At 48.1% G+C, this 14,310-nt stretch carries 16 protein-coding genes; 14 read left to right on the top strand and 2 right to left on the bottom strand.

Annotated elements, in window-relative coordinates; genetic code table 11:
* Positions 1-26 precede the first annotated feature (26 nt).
* From pyk to ychF, 7 genes are all read left to right on the top strand, one after another.
* A complete protein-coding gene (gene pyk / locus DWZ40_RS13835; RefSeq protein ID WP_118543589.1) occupies positions 27-1,466 on the top strand; it encodes a pyruvate kinase in 1,440 nt (479 codons plus the stop codon).
* Positions 1,467-1,519: 53 nt separating this feature from the next.
* A complete protein-coding gene (locus tag DWZ40_RS19615; protein ID WP_182431752.1) occupies positions 1,520-1,678 on the top strand; it encodes a hypothetical protein in 159 nt (52 codons plus the stop codon).
* Positions 1,679-1,691: 13 nt separating this feature from the next.
* Entirely contained in the window at positions 1,692-2,963 is a 1,272-nt protein-coding gene (locus tag DWZ40_RS13830) for a diaminopimelate decarboxylase (protein ID WP_118543588.1), read from the top strand.
* A 453-nt stretch (positions 2,964-3,416) separates the two neighbouring features.
* Positions 3,417-3,569, top strand: a complete 153-nt coding sequence (locus DWZ40_RS19610) for a hypothetical protein (RefSeq protein ID WP_182431751.1) — start codon at positions 3,417-3,419, stop codon at positions 3,567-3,569.
* 113 nt (positions 3,570-3,682) lie between these two features.
* Complete coding sequence (locus tag DWZ40_RS13825; protein ID WP_118543587.1) at positions 3,683-3,907, top strand: helix-turn-helix transcriptional regulator; 225 nt, start codon at positions 3,683-3,685, stop codon at positions 3,905-3,907.
* 152 nt (positions 3,908-4,059) lie between these two features.
* Positions 4,060-4,350: a pyridoxal-phosphate dependent enzyme gene (locus DWZ40_RS13820; RefSeq protein WP_118543586.1), complete on the top strand. Its 291-nt coding sequence runs from the start codon at positions 4,060-4,062 to the stop codon at positions 4,348-4,350.
* A 116-nt stretch (positions 4,351-4,466) separates the two neighbouring features.
* Positions 4,467-5,564, top strand: a complete 1,098-nt coding sequence (ychF, locus tag DWZ40_RS13815) for a redox-regulated ATPase YchF (RefSeq protein ID WP_118543585.1) — start codon at positions 4,467-4,469, stop codon at positions 5,562-5,564.
* 269 nt (positions 5,565-5,833) lie between these two features.
* Here the strand turns inward: ychF and rpsT are convergent, their stop codons facing one another.
* The gene (rpsT, locus tag DWZ40_RS13810; protein WP_118543584.1) at positions 5,834-6,097 is read right to left on the bottom strand and encodes a 30S ribosomal protein S20; all 264 of its coding nucleotides are present in this window, start codon (positions 6,095-6,097) and stop codon (positions 5,834-5,836) included.
* A gap of 257 nt (positions 6,098-6,354) precedes the next feature.
* Between rpsT and gpr the strand changes: the two genes are divergently transcribed.
* The 6 genes from gpr (at position 6,355) to thiI (ending at position 12,467) form a co-directional block, all read left to right on the top strand.
* The gene (gene gpr / locus DWZ40_RS13805; protein ID WP_118543583.1) at positions 6,355-7,431 is read left to right on the top strand and encodes a GPR endopeptidase; all 1,077 of its coding nucleotides are present in this window, start codon (positions 6,355-6,357) and stop codon (positions 7,429-7,431) included.
* Between the two features lie 165 nt (positions 7,432-7,596).
* Positions 7,597-8,358 (top strand): TSUP family transporter, encoded by a 762-nt coding sequence (locus DWZ40_RS13800; RefSeq protein ID WP_118543582.1) that lies wholly within the window; start codon positions 7,597-7,599, stop codon positions 8,356-8,358.
* A gap of 26 nt (positions 8,359-8,384) precedes the next feature.
* Complete coding sequence (prmA, locus tag DWZ40_RS13795; protein ID WP_118543581.1) at positions 8,385-9,341, top strand: 50S ribosomal protein L11 methyltransferase; 957 nt, start codon at positions 8,385-8,387, stop codon at positions 9,339-9,341.
* Between the two features lie 12 nt (positions 9,342-9,353).
* Entirely contained in the window at positions 9,354-10,091 is a 738-nt protein-coding gene (locus tag DWZ40_RS13790) for a 16S rRNA (uracil(1498)-N(3))-methyltransferase (RefSeq protein ID WP_118543580.1), read from the top strand.
* A gap of 19 nt (positions 10,092-10,110) precedes the next feature.
* The gene (locus DWZ40_RS13785; RefSeq protein ID WP_118543579.1) at positions 10,111-11,265 is read left to right on the top strand and encodes a cysteine desulfurase family protein; all 1,155 of its coding nucleotides are present in this window, start codon (positions 10,111-10,113) and stop codon (positions 11,263-11,265) included.
* A 20-nt stretch (positions 11,266-11,285) separates the two neighbouring features.
* Entirely contained in the window at positions 11,286-12,467 is a 1,182-nt protein-coding gene (thiI, locus tag DWZ40_RS13780) for a tRNA uracil 4-sulfurtransferase ThiI (protein WP_118543578.1), read from the top strand.
* A gap of 60 nt (positions 12,468-12,527) precedes the next feature.
* Here thiI and DWZ40_RS13775 read toward each other — a convergent pair whose 3' ends face one another.
* The gene (locus DWZ40_RS13775) at positions 12,528-12,761 is read right to left on the bottom strand and encodes an HPr family phosphocarrier protein (RefSeq protein WP_118534028.1); all 234 of its coding nucleotides are present in this window, start codon (positions 12,759-12,761) and stop codon (positions 12,528-12,530) included.
* A 200-nt stretch (positions 12,762-12,961) separates the two neighbouring features.
* Here DWZ40_RS13775 and mtaB point away from each other — a divergent pair, with 200 nt between their 5' ends.
* Entirely contained in the window at positions 12,962-14,290 is a 1,329-nt protein-coding gene (mtaB, locus tag DWZ40_RS13770; protein WP_118543577.1) for a tRNA (N(6)-L-threonylcarbamoyladenosine(37)-C(2))-methylthiotransferase MtaB, read from the top strand.
* Positions 14,291-14,310: the final 20 nt, after the last annotated feature.

The raw sequence follows: 14,310 nt of genomic DNA, 5'->3' as shown, positions 1-14,310 counted from the left end.
AAATAATTTTGGAGGACAACACATCTATGAAAAAGACAAAGATCATCTGCACCATGGGACCGAACACCAATGACCGCGACCTGATGAAGGCACTTGCTGAGAACGGCATGGATATTGCACGTTTCAACTTCTCCCACGGCGACTATGAGGAGCAGAAATCCCGTCTGGATATGTTAAAGAGCATCCGCGAGGAACTCGATCTGCCGATCGCAGCCCTGCTGGATACCAAGGGACCAGAGATCCGTACTGGTCTGTTAAAAGATGAGAAGAAGGTAACTTTGGTTGAGGGACAGACCTATACCCTGACCACCCGCGAAATCGTTGGTGACGACCAGATCGGTTTCATCAACTACAGCGGACTTCCGGCAGATGTTGAGGCTGGCAACACCATCCTGATCGATGACGGCCTGATCGAGCTCAAGGTTCAGGAAGTAGTAAACGGCACCGATATCGTCTGCACCGTAGTAAATGGCGGCGAGCTTGGCATGCGTAAGGGCGTAAACGTACCGAACGTAAAGATCAAACTTCCGGCACTGACTGAGAAAGATAAAGCAGATATCCGTTTCGGTATCGAGCAGGGCTTTGATTTCATCGCAGCTTCTTTCGTTCGTACTGCAGATGCAGTTCGTGAGATCCGTGCGATGTTAGCTGAGGCTGGTTCCCACATCCAGATCATTGCAAAGATCGAGAATGCAGAGGGCATCGAGAACCTGGACGACATCATTGAGGCCAGCGACGGCATCATGGTAGCACGTGGTGACATGGGTGTAGAGATCCCGGCTGAGCAGGTTCCGCACATCCAGAAGACCATCATCCGTAAGTGTAATCTGGCATGCAAGCCGGTTATCACCGCAACCCAGATGCTGGATTCCATGATCCGCAATCCGCGTCCGACCCGTGCAGAAGTAACCGACGTTGCAAACGCAGTATACGATGGTACCGATGCAGTGATGCTGTCTGGTGAGACTGCAATGGGTAAATATCCGGTAGAGGCATTAAAGATGATGGCTCAGATCTGCGAGACTTCCGAGCAGTACCTGGACTACAATGCATACCGTATGAGAAGAGTATCCACCGCAAACCGCAAGAACATTTCCAACGCAGTTTGCTATTCCTCCGTATCCACCGCTCATGACCTGGAGGCAGATGTGATCATCGCTCCGTCCATCAGCGGATTTACCACCCGCCTGCTCTCCAAGTGGAGACCGAGCACAACCGTAATCGGTCTGTCTCCGAGCGCAACCGCAGTACGTCAGATGCAGATCTACTGGGGCGTAAAACCGTACCAGGCAAAGCGTGCAGATTCCACCGACCTTCTGATCGAGTCTTCCGTTGAGCTTCTGAAAGAGAAGAACGTGATCAAGAGCGGCGATGTTGCAGTTGTAACGGCTGGTGTGGTAAACAAGAATACCCGTCACGAGCCAGCGAGCAGCACCAACATCATGCGTGTGGTAGTGGTTGAATAATTTTTGTATTAATTTTTCATATTAATCGAAAGAACTAGACAAGGAAGTCTGATATGGGTTACAATCAGTTTGATTGCGGCCTGTTCAGGCTTCCTGTTTTTTTGTTTATAGGAATTATAGCCTATGAAACAAAACACCCTGCACACCAAGGCGGTTGTGTCTTGATGCGGGAATGTGGAAAGATAAATCCTGCAAGAGCAGATTTTGTATAGAGAGGAGATACCGATGGAGAAAAAACCATTTGTAACAAAAGCACAGTTAGAGGAGATCACAAAGACCTACCCGACCCCGTTTCATTTGTACGATGAAAAAGGAATCCGCGAGAATGCAAAGCGTTTAAAAGAGGCATTTTCCTGGAATAAGGGCTACAAGGAATATTTTGCAGTAAAGGCAACTCCGAATCCATACATTCTGAAAATCCTGCAGGAGTATGGCTGCGGCACGGACTGTTCCTCTGCAACCGAGCTGATGATGTCTGACGCAACCGGCTTTTCCGGTCACAACATCATGTTCTCTTCCAATGATACTCCGCCGGAAGAGTTCAAGCTGGCCAATGACCTGGGTGCCATCATCAACCTGGATGATATTACCCATATTGAGTGCGTGGAAAAGGTTTTAGGCTATATTCCGAAGACCATCAGCTGCCGCTACAATCCGGGCGGACTGTTCAAGATCAGCAATGATATCATGGACAATCCGGGCGACGCAAAGTACGGCATGACCACCGAGCAGATGTTTGAGGCGTATAAGATCCTGAAAGAAAAAGGCGCTGAAAACTTCGGTATGCACGCATTCCTGGCAAGCAATACCGTAACCAACGAGTATTATCCGATGTTAGCAAAGGTACTCTTCGAGCTTGCTGTTAAGCTGAAAGAAGAGACCGGCGCCCACATCACTTTCATCAACCTTTCTGGTGGGATCGGCATTCCTTACCGTCCGGACCAGGAGCCGAACGACATTATGGCAATCGGCGAAGGTGTCCGCAAGGTTTACGAGGAAGTTCTGGTACCGGCCGGCATGGGCGATGTAGCGATCTACACCGAGCTTGGTCGTTTCATGCTTGGACCTTACGGCTGCCTGGTAACCAAAGCTATCCATGAGAAACACACCCACAAGGAGTACATCGGCGTCGATGCCTGCGCAGTCAACCTGATGCGTCCGGCTATGTACGGAGCTTACCATCACATCACCGTAGCAGGAAAAGAAGATGCTCCGTGTGACCACAAGTATGACGTAACTGGCTCTCTCTGTGAGAACAACGATAAGTTTGCCATCGACCGCATGCTTCCGAAGATCGATATGGGAGATCTGTTAGTCATCCACGACACCGGAGCACACGGCTTCGCGATGGGTTATAACTACAATGGAAAGCTCAAGTCCGCAGAGCTCTTATTAAAGGAAGACGGCTCCGTGCAGATGATCCGTCGTGCTGAGACACCGCGGGATTATTTCGCAACACTGGATATCTGCCCGATGATGGAGAAATATCTGAAATAAACAATATCGCACAGTAAGTCTCTGTAAATACGGAAACACAAGCCAGCCGCTACAGGAACGCATTTGGGTGAAAATCCTTTTGCTCGTGGGCTGCGCCGCCTATCAGCAGAACTGCGACCCAAACTCGCACGCGCTGCGTGCTCAAACAAGGGTCTCCGTTCTGCCGCTATGCTCGCCCACTCACGGATTTTCAAACAAATGCTTATCCTGTACCGGCTGGCTTGCGTTTCCTGTGTACTGGCTTTACTAGAATAAAAACCTGCAACCATTACTGATTTGGCAGATAATTAGCCTATCTCTATCATTTCAGTAGTGGTTGCAGGTTTTTGTATGTAGTGGAGCCAATAACATAGAAAGTCCCCGCCCCGCCATGCATAAGCGCATTCTTTTAGCCTGTTGCAGCCCGTTTTGTGAGCATAGCGATCGTTTCGGAGCTCTGTCTGAGCGAACGCAGTGAGCGAGTTAGCGGAGGAACGATCAATCGGCGGCGGAGCAAAACGGGTGAAAACAGGCGTGAATGCGCTTATGCATGGCGGGGCGGGGGCTTTCGGAACTATGGATGCTTACTGTGCGAAATTGTTTCATATGCTTTATAAAGTAGAGTAATGTCCATTTATGGATAATATACAGATTTCGGACAAACTGATTTAATAGAATAAAACTGTAGCTGAATGCTCAGAATGCAGTTACAGGAGATTTATAAATCAGGAGGGACGGACATGATCACGTATGATCCGCTTTGGGAGACCATGAAGACCCGCGGTGTTTCTCAGTACCGGCTGATCAAGAATTATGGTGTCAGTTCCGGACAAATTAACCGATTGAAGAAAAATGCGTATGTGTCGACGCATACGATTGAAGTTTTGTGTCGGATCTTAAATTGCAGAGTGGAAGAGATTATGCAGTTTGAAACCGATTTTGACGAAGAAGAAAAATCAGAATAAAGAGCTGTGAAGAAGAGGACTATCCTGTTTTTCATGGCTCTTTGCTATGTGCAGAAAAGAGTTTCCCAATTGCGGATATTGCGCTATGATAGACGGAGAGGACTGATATTGTAACCAGTAAAAAATCTAATGCAAAAAGGGAGGAACCGGGCATGAAACAGTTATGTGATTTTCCGAAGATAAATCTTGGAGTATTTCCAACGCCGATACAGCGTTTGTCGAATATCAGTGAATATCTGCATACGAACATCTGGATTAAGCGAGATGACCTCACAGGGGTGGCATTTGGCGGAAATAAGGTTCGAAAACTGGAATTTTTGCTTGCGGATGCGAAAAAACAAGGAGCAGAAATTGTATTTACCACAGGAGGAGCACAGTCAAACCATGCAATGTTAACGGTGGCCTGTGCACGAAAAGTCGGACTGGAACCGATTACTCTTTAAATTTTTTCTTACCTATGATATAGTATACAAGGACAAAACTCGCTTTTCCTGCTAAAGAGTAAGAAGCTGAGAGATAAAATACGTTCCTGCGTATTTCTAAGGAGGAAATAGAAACTATGAAATTAGGTATCGTGGGTCTGCCGAACGTCGGCAAGAGTACCCTGTTCAACTCTCTGACCAAGGCTGGTGCAGAGTCTGCTAACTATCCGTTCTGTACCATCGACCCGAACGTGGGTGTGGTTGCGGTTCCGGACAACCGTTTAAAATTACTGGGCGATCTGTATCATTCCAAAAAAGTAACGCCGGCTGTGATCGAGTTCGTTGATATCGCAGGTCTGGTAAAAGGCGCTTCCAAGGGCGAAGGTCTTGGAAACCAGTTCCTTGCAAACATCCGTGAGGTCGATGCGATCGTTCATGTGGTACGTTGTTTCGAGGATCCGAATGTTATCCATGTAGAGGGCAGTGTCGATCCGATCCGTGACATTGAGACCATCAACCTGGAGCTGATCTTCTCCGATATCGAGATTCTGGAGCGCCGTATCGCAAAGACTTCCAAGTCTGCGTTCAATGACAAGTCTCTGGCAAAAGAAGTAGAGATCTTAAAAGAGCTGAAGGCGATTCTGGAAGACGGCAAGATGGCATCCAGCTACGAAAATGATGACGAAGACGTTATGGCTTTCGTCAATTCCCTGAATCTGTTAACCTGCAAGCCGGTTATCTTTGCTGCAAACGTTGGGGAAGAGGATCTGGCAGATGACGGCGCTTCCAATCCACACGTTGCTGCAGTACGTGAGTATGCTGCAGAGAACAATTGTGAGGTATTTGTAATCTGTGCCCAGATTGAGCAGGAAATCGCTGAACTGGATGATGACGAGAAGCAGGAGTACTTAGATGCCCTTGGTCTTTCGGAGTCTGGTCTGGACAAGCTGATCGCTGCAAGCTATCGTCTGCTTGGCCTGATCAGTTATCTGACTTCCGGTGAGGATGAGACCCGTGCATGGACCATCAAGGTTGGCACCAAGGCTCCGCAGGCAGCCGGAAAGATCCATTCTGATTTTGAACGTGGTTTCATCCGTGCTGAGGTTGTCAATTACCAGGATCTGTTAGACTGCGGTACTTACGCAAAGGCCAAAGAGAAAGGTCTGGTTGGTCTGGAAGGAAAAGATTACGTTGTCAAAGATGGCGATGTCATCCTGTTCCGCTTCAATGTTTAATATCTTCTGAAATTGTCTGTGCAATGCATGAGCTGCAGCGCAGACATATATGGGAACGATAATACAAAAAAGAGAAATCGCCGCAGGGTGTCTGCGCTGATTTCTCTTTTTCTCTATTGCATAGCAGCGATGGGCGTCAGTGATGCGTCCGCTGTCTGCTCCATTTTTACGGGACATGTTTGATCACCGCAGAAGATAACAAAAAAGCTCCGGTTCCTCACACCCAGGAACCGAAGCTTTTTGTTATTTATAATATTCCAGTCTTATGATTAAGCCATTGCGTTTACAGCTTTAGAGAGGCGGGAAACCTTTCTGGAAGCAGTATTCTTGTGGTATACACCCTTGGTGCAAGCCTTATCGATCTCGGAAGTTGCAGCAAGTAATGCGGTCTGAGCAGCAGCCTTATCACCAGCGGTTACAGCAGCCTCTACCTTCTTGCAAGCAGTTTTCACTTTAGAACGGATTGCTTTGTTTCTAGCAGCCTTGGTCTCGTTTACTAAGATTCTCTTTTTAGCAGATTTAATGTTAGCCAATCTGGGCACCTCCAATTAATCAAAAATTTTATTCATAGTCTTTGGTTTGCATCAAAGTCTGGACACGGACAGTTCAATGTAAACATACTATTGCATTCTACCTAATCCAACCGAAAATGTCAATACATAAATTGCTTATTTTTGCGAAAAATAAACGAAACGATTGCTGTACATGCAATGCGTGAATCGTAACACATACGAAGAAGATTGGTCTTTAAAACAGCAGGAAAGCTGAGAGAAAGAAAAGAGGGATTTGTATGAAATATGAAGATAAAAAACAAAATAAGCAGACCTTTCAGATCCGGACGGACCTGGCAGTGGAAGAACAGGAGCGATTTCCGGGAGATGGAGGAGAAGTACAGGGCGTGTCATTGAGAAAATGGCGGGAAAGTGACTCGGATATCCGGATGACAGAAGTGAAGATTTTAAATGAGCAGGGAGCCAGAATCATGGGAAAGACAATGGGAACGTACCTGACCCTGGAGGCAGATCTGCTTGCAAAAAAGGATGAAAGCTATCATGAGGAGGTCTCGAAGGAACTTGCGGGGGATTTGCAAAAACTGCTTCGGTCGCTGACAGGGAAAATGGAAACAGAATTAAAAATTCTGGCAGTGGGACTTGGAAACAGCCAGGTGACACCGGATGCACTCGGTCCTAAGGTGATCCATAACCTTCAGATGACGAGACATCTGACCGGATACGGCAAAGTGGGTAATCAGGAAGATCAAAATGGGAAACATCATGAAAGAAAAAAACAGGATGAGAAAGAACAGGATGAAAAAGAGTACCGTTTCCCATCGCTGAGCGGGATCGTCCCAGGTGTCATGGCGCAGACCGGAATGGAGACCGCAGAGATTTTAAAAGGAATTATTCAGGAGACAAAGCCGGATCTGCTCCTTGCGATCGATGCGCTGGCTGCCCGCAGCATCCGGCGCCTTGGGACAACGATCCAGCTGACCGATACCGGGATTCATCCGGGGTCCGGTGTGGGAAATCACCGCCGTGGTCTGACAAAAGAAAGCCTGGGGATCCCGGTTCTTGCGATCGGGGTGCCGACGGTTGTGAGCGCGGCAGCGATTGTGTATGATACGGTGGATGTTATGGCAGAAGCGCTGAAAAAAAGCAGAAGAACAGAACACATTGGTGGTTTTGTGGAGGAACTGGAACCGGAAGAGCAATATCTTTTGATCCGGGAACTTCTGACACCGGAGTTTGGAAATCTCTATGTGACACCTCCGGATATCGATGAACGGATTCAGTATTTGAGCTATACCATATCTGAGGGAATTCATAAAGCGCTTTTTGGCGTTACAGACATTGCGCGTGAAGCGTAGTATTTTCCGTGAAAAATAGGCGAAAAATATAGAAATAAGAAACAGGGGAAGTCTTGTCATGCCGCGGATTCTATGTTATATTGATATCCGTGGCATTTTGCCAATTTACGAGAGAAACGGTTGCTGGTCAGGCATATATGGACAGCAACGAGAAAAGAGATGGTTATGTTACAGTATCTGATTGTATGCCCGCTGGTGTTCCTGGCGGGATTTGTTGACTCCATTGCAGGCGGAGGCGGTCTGATTTCCCTTCCGGCCTATATCATTGCCGGAGTTCCGGCTCATTTTGCCCTGGGCACCAATAAAATATCGTCAACGCTGGGAACCAGTGTTTCCACCTGGCGGTATTTGAAAAATGGCTATCTGAAGGGAAAAGAACTGGTTACGACAGCTCTGTGTGCCTGTCTGACAGCGTTAGTGGGTTCCTACATTGGTTCCAGCCTTTCCCTCATGGTGAGCGATACCGTGCTGAAGCATATGATGATGGTAGTGCTCCCGATCGTTTCATTTTATGTGCTGCGGAATAAAAATATGGGAACCGAAACCGAACAAAAAAAATTGTCCGGAAAAGCAGTGCTTCTGATCAGTGTGGCAGCATCGTTTGTCATTGGCATGTATGATGGCTTTTATGGACCGGGAACCGGCACGTTTTATCTTCTGGTTTTAACCGGGATTGCCCATCTGAGCATACACGAAGCATCTGCCATGACCAAGGTGCTCAATCTGACTTCCAATGTCATGGCGCTGACGAATTTTCTGATCAATGGAACCGCTTATTACGGGCTTGGACTGGCTGCGGCTGCGTTCTGTATTGCAGGAAACTATCTTGGTTCCGGACTTGTTGTGAATAACGGTCAGAAAATCGTGCGTCCGGTTATTCTGGTCGTGCTGCTTATTTTGTTTGTAAAAATTTTACTGGGAATTTAAATAAAGAAGAAAAAGGAGAGGACCTCATGAAGTGGACCAAATTTACGTTAAAAACGACAACCGAAGCCGTTGACCTCATCAGCAGTATGCTGGATGAGATCGGCATTGAGGGCATTGAGATCGAGGACAATGTTCCGTTATCCGATGCCGATACCAAGGGCATGTTCATCGATATTCTTCCAGAACTTCCGCCGGACGATGGTACCGCAAAGGTAAGCTTTTATGTGGAAGATTTAAGCAATCTGGAAAATATCATTCACCAGGTGAATGCCGGACTGGATGAGATCGCAGAGTTTGTCAATGTTGGTGAGCGTACTTTAAGCGTTTCTGAGACTGAGGATAAGGACTGGATCAACAACTGGAAACAGTATTTCAAGCCGTTTACCGTAGACGATATCCTCATCAAGCCGACCTGGGAGACCATTCCGGAGGAGCATAAGGATAAGCTGCTCATTCAGATCGACCCGGGAACCGCATTTGGTACCGGTATGCATGAGACGACACAGCTGTGCATCCGCCAGCTGCGCAAGTATGTAACCCCGGAAACCGATGTGATCGATGTGGGAACCGGAAGCGGTATCCTTGGCATCGCGGCATTGAAGCTCGGTGCAAGAAGTGTATTTGGTACCGACCTGGACGAGAATGCGATCGTGGCAGTGGGCGAGAATCTGGAGTCCAACGACATTCCGGCAGATCGCTTCCATGTGGTTCAGGGAAATATCATCGATGACAAGACCATTCAGGATCAAGCAGGATATGAGTGCTACGATATCGCGGTTGCCAATATCCTGGCTCCGGTCATCATCATGCTGCAGGGCGAGATCTGTAAGCACATCAAGCACGGCGGCATGTTCATCACCTCCGGCATCATCAACACCAAGGAACAGGATGTCAAAGACGCGATGAATGCAAATCCGGAGCTTGAGATCGTGGAAACTACCTACCAGGGCGACTGGGTATCCATCACCGCCCGCAGAAAATAAGGAGCAGGAACCGTGTATCATTTTTTTGTAACACCGGCGCAGATCATGGATGGCTATGCCGTGATCACCGGTCAGGATGTCAATCATATCCGCAATGTCCTCCGTATGAAAACCGGAGAGCAGGTCGGAATCCGGGACGGGATTTCCCGCAGCTATATCTGTGAGCTGGAAACGATTGGCGAAGCAGAGATCCGTGCGAAGATCCTCACGGAAGATACGAATATGAGCGAGCTTCCGGCAGAACTTTATCTGTTCCAGGGACTGCCAAAGAGTGACAAGATGGAACTCATCATCCAGAAAGCAGTGGAGCTGGGCGTGCATGAGGTCATTCCGGTGGCAACCCGCCGCGCAGTCGTGAAACTGGACCGGAAAAAAGAAGAGTCCAAATTAAAGCGCTGGAATGCGATCGCAGAGAGCGCAGCCAAGCAGTCAGGCCGCATGATGATCCCGCAGGTTCACGGCGTGCTGACCATGAAAGAGGCCTTTGCCTATGCCAAAGGGTTTGATGTCAATCTGATCCCGTATGAGCTGGCAGAGGGCATGAAGGAAACCAAAGCCATTCTGGAACAGGTAAAGTCTGGCATGCGTGTGGGCATTTTTATTGGTCCGGAAGGCGGATTTGATGTAGAAGAAGTAGAAACGGCCATGGAAGAGGGAATTCATCCCATCACATTGGGACGGAGGATCCTGCGCACGGAGACTGCAGGCATGACGATGCTTTCTATTTTAATGTTCCAGCTGGAACAGTAACAAATACAGGAGAAATGCAATGGAAGCATATTTTGATAATTCAGCTACCACAAAGGTTCTCGACAGTGTGAAGGACATTGTGGTAAAAACAATGACGGAGGATTACGCAAACCCGGCGGCAAAGCACCGCAAGGGCATGGAGGCAGAGCAGTATATCCGCGATGCCAGAAAGATCATTGCCGATACCATGAAGGTACAGGAAAAGGAAATCCTGTTTACCTCCGGCGGTTCGGAGTCCAACAATATGGCGCTGATCGGTACTGCCTGGGCCAACCAGAGAGCCGGGAAACACATCATCAGCACCTCGATCGAGCACCCGTCCGTGTATAATCCGCTCGGGGTTTTAGAGGAGCTTGGCTTTGAGGTGACCATTCTTCCGGTCGACCACGACGGGCACATCAGCCTGAAAGAACTGGAGGAGGCCATCCGCCCGGATACCATTCTGGTATCTACCATGTATGTGAACAATGAGGTGGGCGCTGTGGAGCCGGTTGAGGAAATCTCAAAGATCATCAAGGCAAAAAATCCGTCCACACTGTACCATGTTGATGCGATTCAGGCTTACGGAAAATATGTGATCCGCCCGAAAAAACAGGGCATTGACCTGTTGTCGGTCAGCAGCCATAAGATCCACGGACCGAAGGGGGTCGGATTTTTGTATATCCGAAACGGCGTAAAAATCAAACCGCTGATCTATGGCGGCGGTCAGCAGGCCGGTATGCGTTCCGGCACGGAAAATGTTCCGGGTGTGGCAGGCTTTGGCGCGGCAGCGAAAGAAATGTACACCGATCATGCGGCAAAGGTTGCGAAGCTGATCGAATTAAAGGATTATATGACAGACCGTTTAGGCGAGATCGAGGGAACGGTCATCAACAGCAAAAAGGGTGAGGCGAGTGCACCGCAGATCGTCAGCGTCAGCTTTGCGGGCGTGCGCAGCGAGGTGCTTCTGCACGCGCTGGAGGATAAGGGCATTTACGTTTCTTCTGGTTCGGCCTGTTCGTCCAATCACCCGGGCATCAGCGGAACCTTAAAGGGCATTGGCGTTGCCCAGAAGCTTCTGGATTCCACGATCCGCATGAGTTTTGGCATGTTTAACACGAAAAAAGAAATTGATTATACAATTGATACATTAAAGGAGCTGGTTCCGGTGCTTCGCCGTTACCAGAGAGGATAAGAAAGGATAAAAGGAGAACTATGGTATACCAGTCATTTTTGATTAAGTACGCAGAGATCGGTACCAAGGGAAAAAACCGTTACCTTTTTGAGGATGCGCTGATCAAGCAGATCAAGAACGCACTCAAAAAGGTAGAAGGTTCTTTCATCGCATCGAAGGAATCCGGCCGTATTTATGTGCAGGCACTCAGCGAGTACGATTACGATGAGGTGATCGATGCATTAAAGAAGGTATTCGGCATTGCCTGGATCTGCCCGATGCTTCAGATCGAGGAAAAGGATTATGAGAATTTAAAGAAAGTTGTTGTCGACTACATCGACCAGGTTTACCCGGACAAGCATTTCACTTTCAAGGTGGATTCCAGACGTGCCGATAAGAATTATCCGGTGCGCTCCGAGCAGATGAACTGTGATCTTGGTGAGGTGATCTTAAATGCGTTTCCGGAGACCTCTGTTGATGTGCATCACCCGGATGTGCTGCTTCATGTGGAGATCCGCAAGCTGGTCAACATTTACTCCCTGATGATTCCGGGACCGGGCGGTATGCCGGTTGGAACCAATGGAAAGGCAACCCTGCTCTTATCCGGCGGTATCGACAGCCCGGTAGCAGGCTACATGATCGCAAAGCGCGGCGTAAAGATCGATGCGGTTTACTTCCATGCTCCGCCATATACCAGTGACCGTGCAAAGCAGAAAGTGGTTGACCTGGCAAAGCTGGTAGCACGCTATTCCGGACCAATCCCGCTTCATGTTGTAAACTTTACCGATATCCAGCTCTACATCTACGAGCAGTGCCCGCATGAGGAACTGACCATCATCATGCGCCGCTATATGATGAAGATCGCAGAAGAGATCGCGAAAAAGAGCGATTCCCTGGCACTGATTACCGGCGAAAGCATTGGACAGGTGGCATCCCAGACCGTGCAGTCTTTGGCTGCAACCAATGAAGTCTGCACGATGCCGGTATTCCGCCCGCTGATCGGTTTTGACAAGCAGGAGATCATCGACATTTCCGAGAAGATCGGAACGTTTGAGACCTCCATTCAGCCGTTCGAGGACTGCTGCACCATTTTTGTGGCAAAGCATCCGGTAACCAAACCGAACTTAAACATCATCCATAAGTCTGAGACAAAGCTGGAAGAGAAGATCGACCAGATGGTGCAGACGGCACTGGAGACAGAGGAAGTTATCTGGTGCGACTAAACATAAAAATAAGGATACTCCAAACGGAGTATCCTTATTAAAAATCTCGTAAGCGATGATTTATTTGATGATGTATGGGGACAGGGTCTCCAGGATCTCGTCGATACCAGCCTCAGCGTGGATGTTTAAGTCGATCGGCTTGGAAAGATCCAGGCTGAAGATGCCCATGATGGATTTTGCATCGATGACGTATCTGCCGGATACCAGATCGAAGTCAACATCGAACTTGGTTAAGTCGTTTACGAAGGACTTTACTTTATCAATAGAATTTAAAGAAATACGAACTGTTTTCATGTGAGAAACCTCCTTAAATGGTTACCTTTTTAATCTTGGCGTATGGATAAATTTCGCTCGCCTTATGATAAATTTTACAAAGATATTTAGGGAAAGTCAATAGGGAGTTTCTATGAAAACAGGTTAAATGTTTGTTAGAAATGTATGTTCAGAAACAACCGTAACTTCTTGAAAAACAACAGAGAATGAGGAGAAAAAATATGAGAACGGCAGCATTACACAATCTGGGCTGCAAGGTGAATTCCTATGAAACCGAAGCAATGCAGCAACTTCTGGAAGAAGCCGGATACGAGATTGTGCCATTTCATGAAAAAGCCGATGTTTATATCATCAATACCTGTTCGGTGACCAATATCGCGGACCGTAAGTCCAGACAGATGCTGCACCGGGCCAAAAAACAGAATCCGGATGCCGTTGTGGTTGCGGCAGGCTGTTATGTACAGGCAGCGTCAGAGGAATTAAAGGCAGATTTGGCGGTCGATGTGATCATCGGAAATAATAAAAAGCAGGATCTGGTCCCAATCCTGGAGGAGTATTTTCAGGATCGCACAGACTGTGACCATGTCATAGAGATCGGTCAGACACAGGAGTATGAGCGGCTTTCCATCCACAAGATCGCGGATCATACCCGCGCGTTTTTAAAGGTGCAGGATGGCTGCAACCAGTTTTGCAGCTACTGCATCATTCCGTATACCCGTGGCCGGGTACGAAGCCGCAGACCGGAGGAGGTTGTGGCAGAGGTAAAAGAACTGGCAGCAGCAGGTTATCAGGAGGTGGTTCTGACCGGAATCCATTTAAGCTCTTATGGAGTGGATTTTGATGAGGAGCATAAGGAAACACTGCTGAGTCTGATCCGCCAGGTACATGAGGTGGCGGGGATCAAACGCATCCGTCTCGGTTCTTTAGAACCGCGGATTATCACAGAGGAGTTCGCAAAGGCGCTGGCCGACATGCCGAAATTCTGCCCGCATTTCCATCTGTCCTTACAGAGCGGATGCGACGAGACTTTAAAGCGGATGAACCGCCATTATACCACAGAGGAATATGCAGAGGGCTGCGCGATCCTGCGCCGCTTCTTCGACAACCCGGCTATTACCACGGACGTGATCGTGGGCTTTCCGGGAGAAACCGAGGAAGAATTCGCAGTGACAAAAGCATTCTTAGAGCAGACCGGCTTCTATGAGATGCATATTTTCAAATATTCCAGACGTGCCGGAACCCGCGCAGACCGCATGCCGGACCAGATTCCGGAGCAGGCGAAAACTGCCAGAAGCGAGGTTTTATTAAAATTGGAAAAACAGATGTCGAAAGCGTACCGTGAGAGTTTCCTTGGAAAGAAAAAGGCGGTACTTCTCGAAGAAAAAACGGAGATCAACGGTACGGAATATATGATCGGCCATACGATGGAATATGTAAAAGCTGTGGTGCCTTATGCAGAAAATCTGAAGAATAAAATGGTGGAAGGCGTCCTTGTCAGGGCGATAAACGATGAAGTCCTGATGCTTGACGAATCCTGGAAAGTAGTATAGAATAGAGAAGAATAGTTAAA

Origin of the sequence: Clostridium sp. AF32-12BH (genome assembly GCF_003477935.1) — a bacterium.
Lineage (GTDB): Bacteria > Bacillota > Clostridia > Lachnospirales > Lachnospiraceae > Brotaphodocola.
This window is presented reverse-complemented; position numbering and strand designations above follow the sequence as displayed.

Coding starts and splice junctions, on each gene's coding strand:
- pyk (WP_118543589.1), top strand. CDS start 27: ATGAAAAAGACAAAGATCATCTGCACCATGGGACCGAACACCAATGAC.
- DWZ40_RS19615 (WP_182431752.1), top strand. CDS start 1,520: ATGGGTTACAATCAGTTTGATTGCGGCCTGTTCAGGCTTCCTGTTTTT.
- DWZ40_RS13830 (WP_118543588.1), top strand. CDS start 1,692: ATGGAGAAAAAACCATTTGTAACAAAAGCACAGTTAGAGGAGATCACA.
- DWZ40_RS13825 (WP_118543587.1), top strand. CDS start 3,683: ATGATCACGTATGATCCGCTTTGGGAGACCATGAAGACCCGCGGTGTT.
- DWZ40_RS13820 (WP_118543586.1), top strand. CDS start 4,060: ATGAAACAGTTATGTGATTTTCCGAAGATAAATCTTGGAGTATTTCCA.
- ychF (WP_118543585.1), top strand. CDS start 4,467: ATGAAATTAGGTATCGTGGGTCTGCCGAACGTCGGCAAGAGTACCCTG.
- gpr (WP_118543583.1), top strand. CDS start 6,355: ATGAAATATGAAGATAAAAAACAAAATAAGCAGACCTTTCAGATCCGG.
- DWZ40_RS13800 (WP_118543582.1), top strand. CDS start 7,597: ATGTTACAGTATCTGATTGTATGCCCGCTGGTGTTCCTGGCGGGATTT.
- prmA (WP_118543581.1), top strand. CDS start 8,385: ATGAAGTGGACCAAATTTACGTTAAAAACGACAACCGAAGCCGTTGAC.
- DWZ40_RS13785 (WP_118543579.1), top strand. CDS start 10,111: ATGGAAGCATATTTTGATAATTCAGCTACCACAAAGGTTCTCGACAGT.
- thiI (WP_118543578.1), top strand. CDS start 11,286: ATGGTATACCAGTCATTTTTGATTAAGTACGCAGAGATCGGTACCAAG.
- DWZ40_RS13775 (WP_118534028.1), bottom strand. CDS start 12,761: ATGAAAACAGTTCGTATTTCTTTAAATTCTATTGATAAAGTAAAGTCC.
- mtaB (WP_118543577.1), top strand. CDS start 12,962: ATGAGAACGGCAGCATTACACAATCTGGGCTGCAAGGTGAATTCCTAT.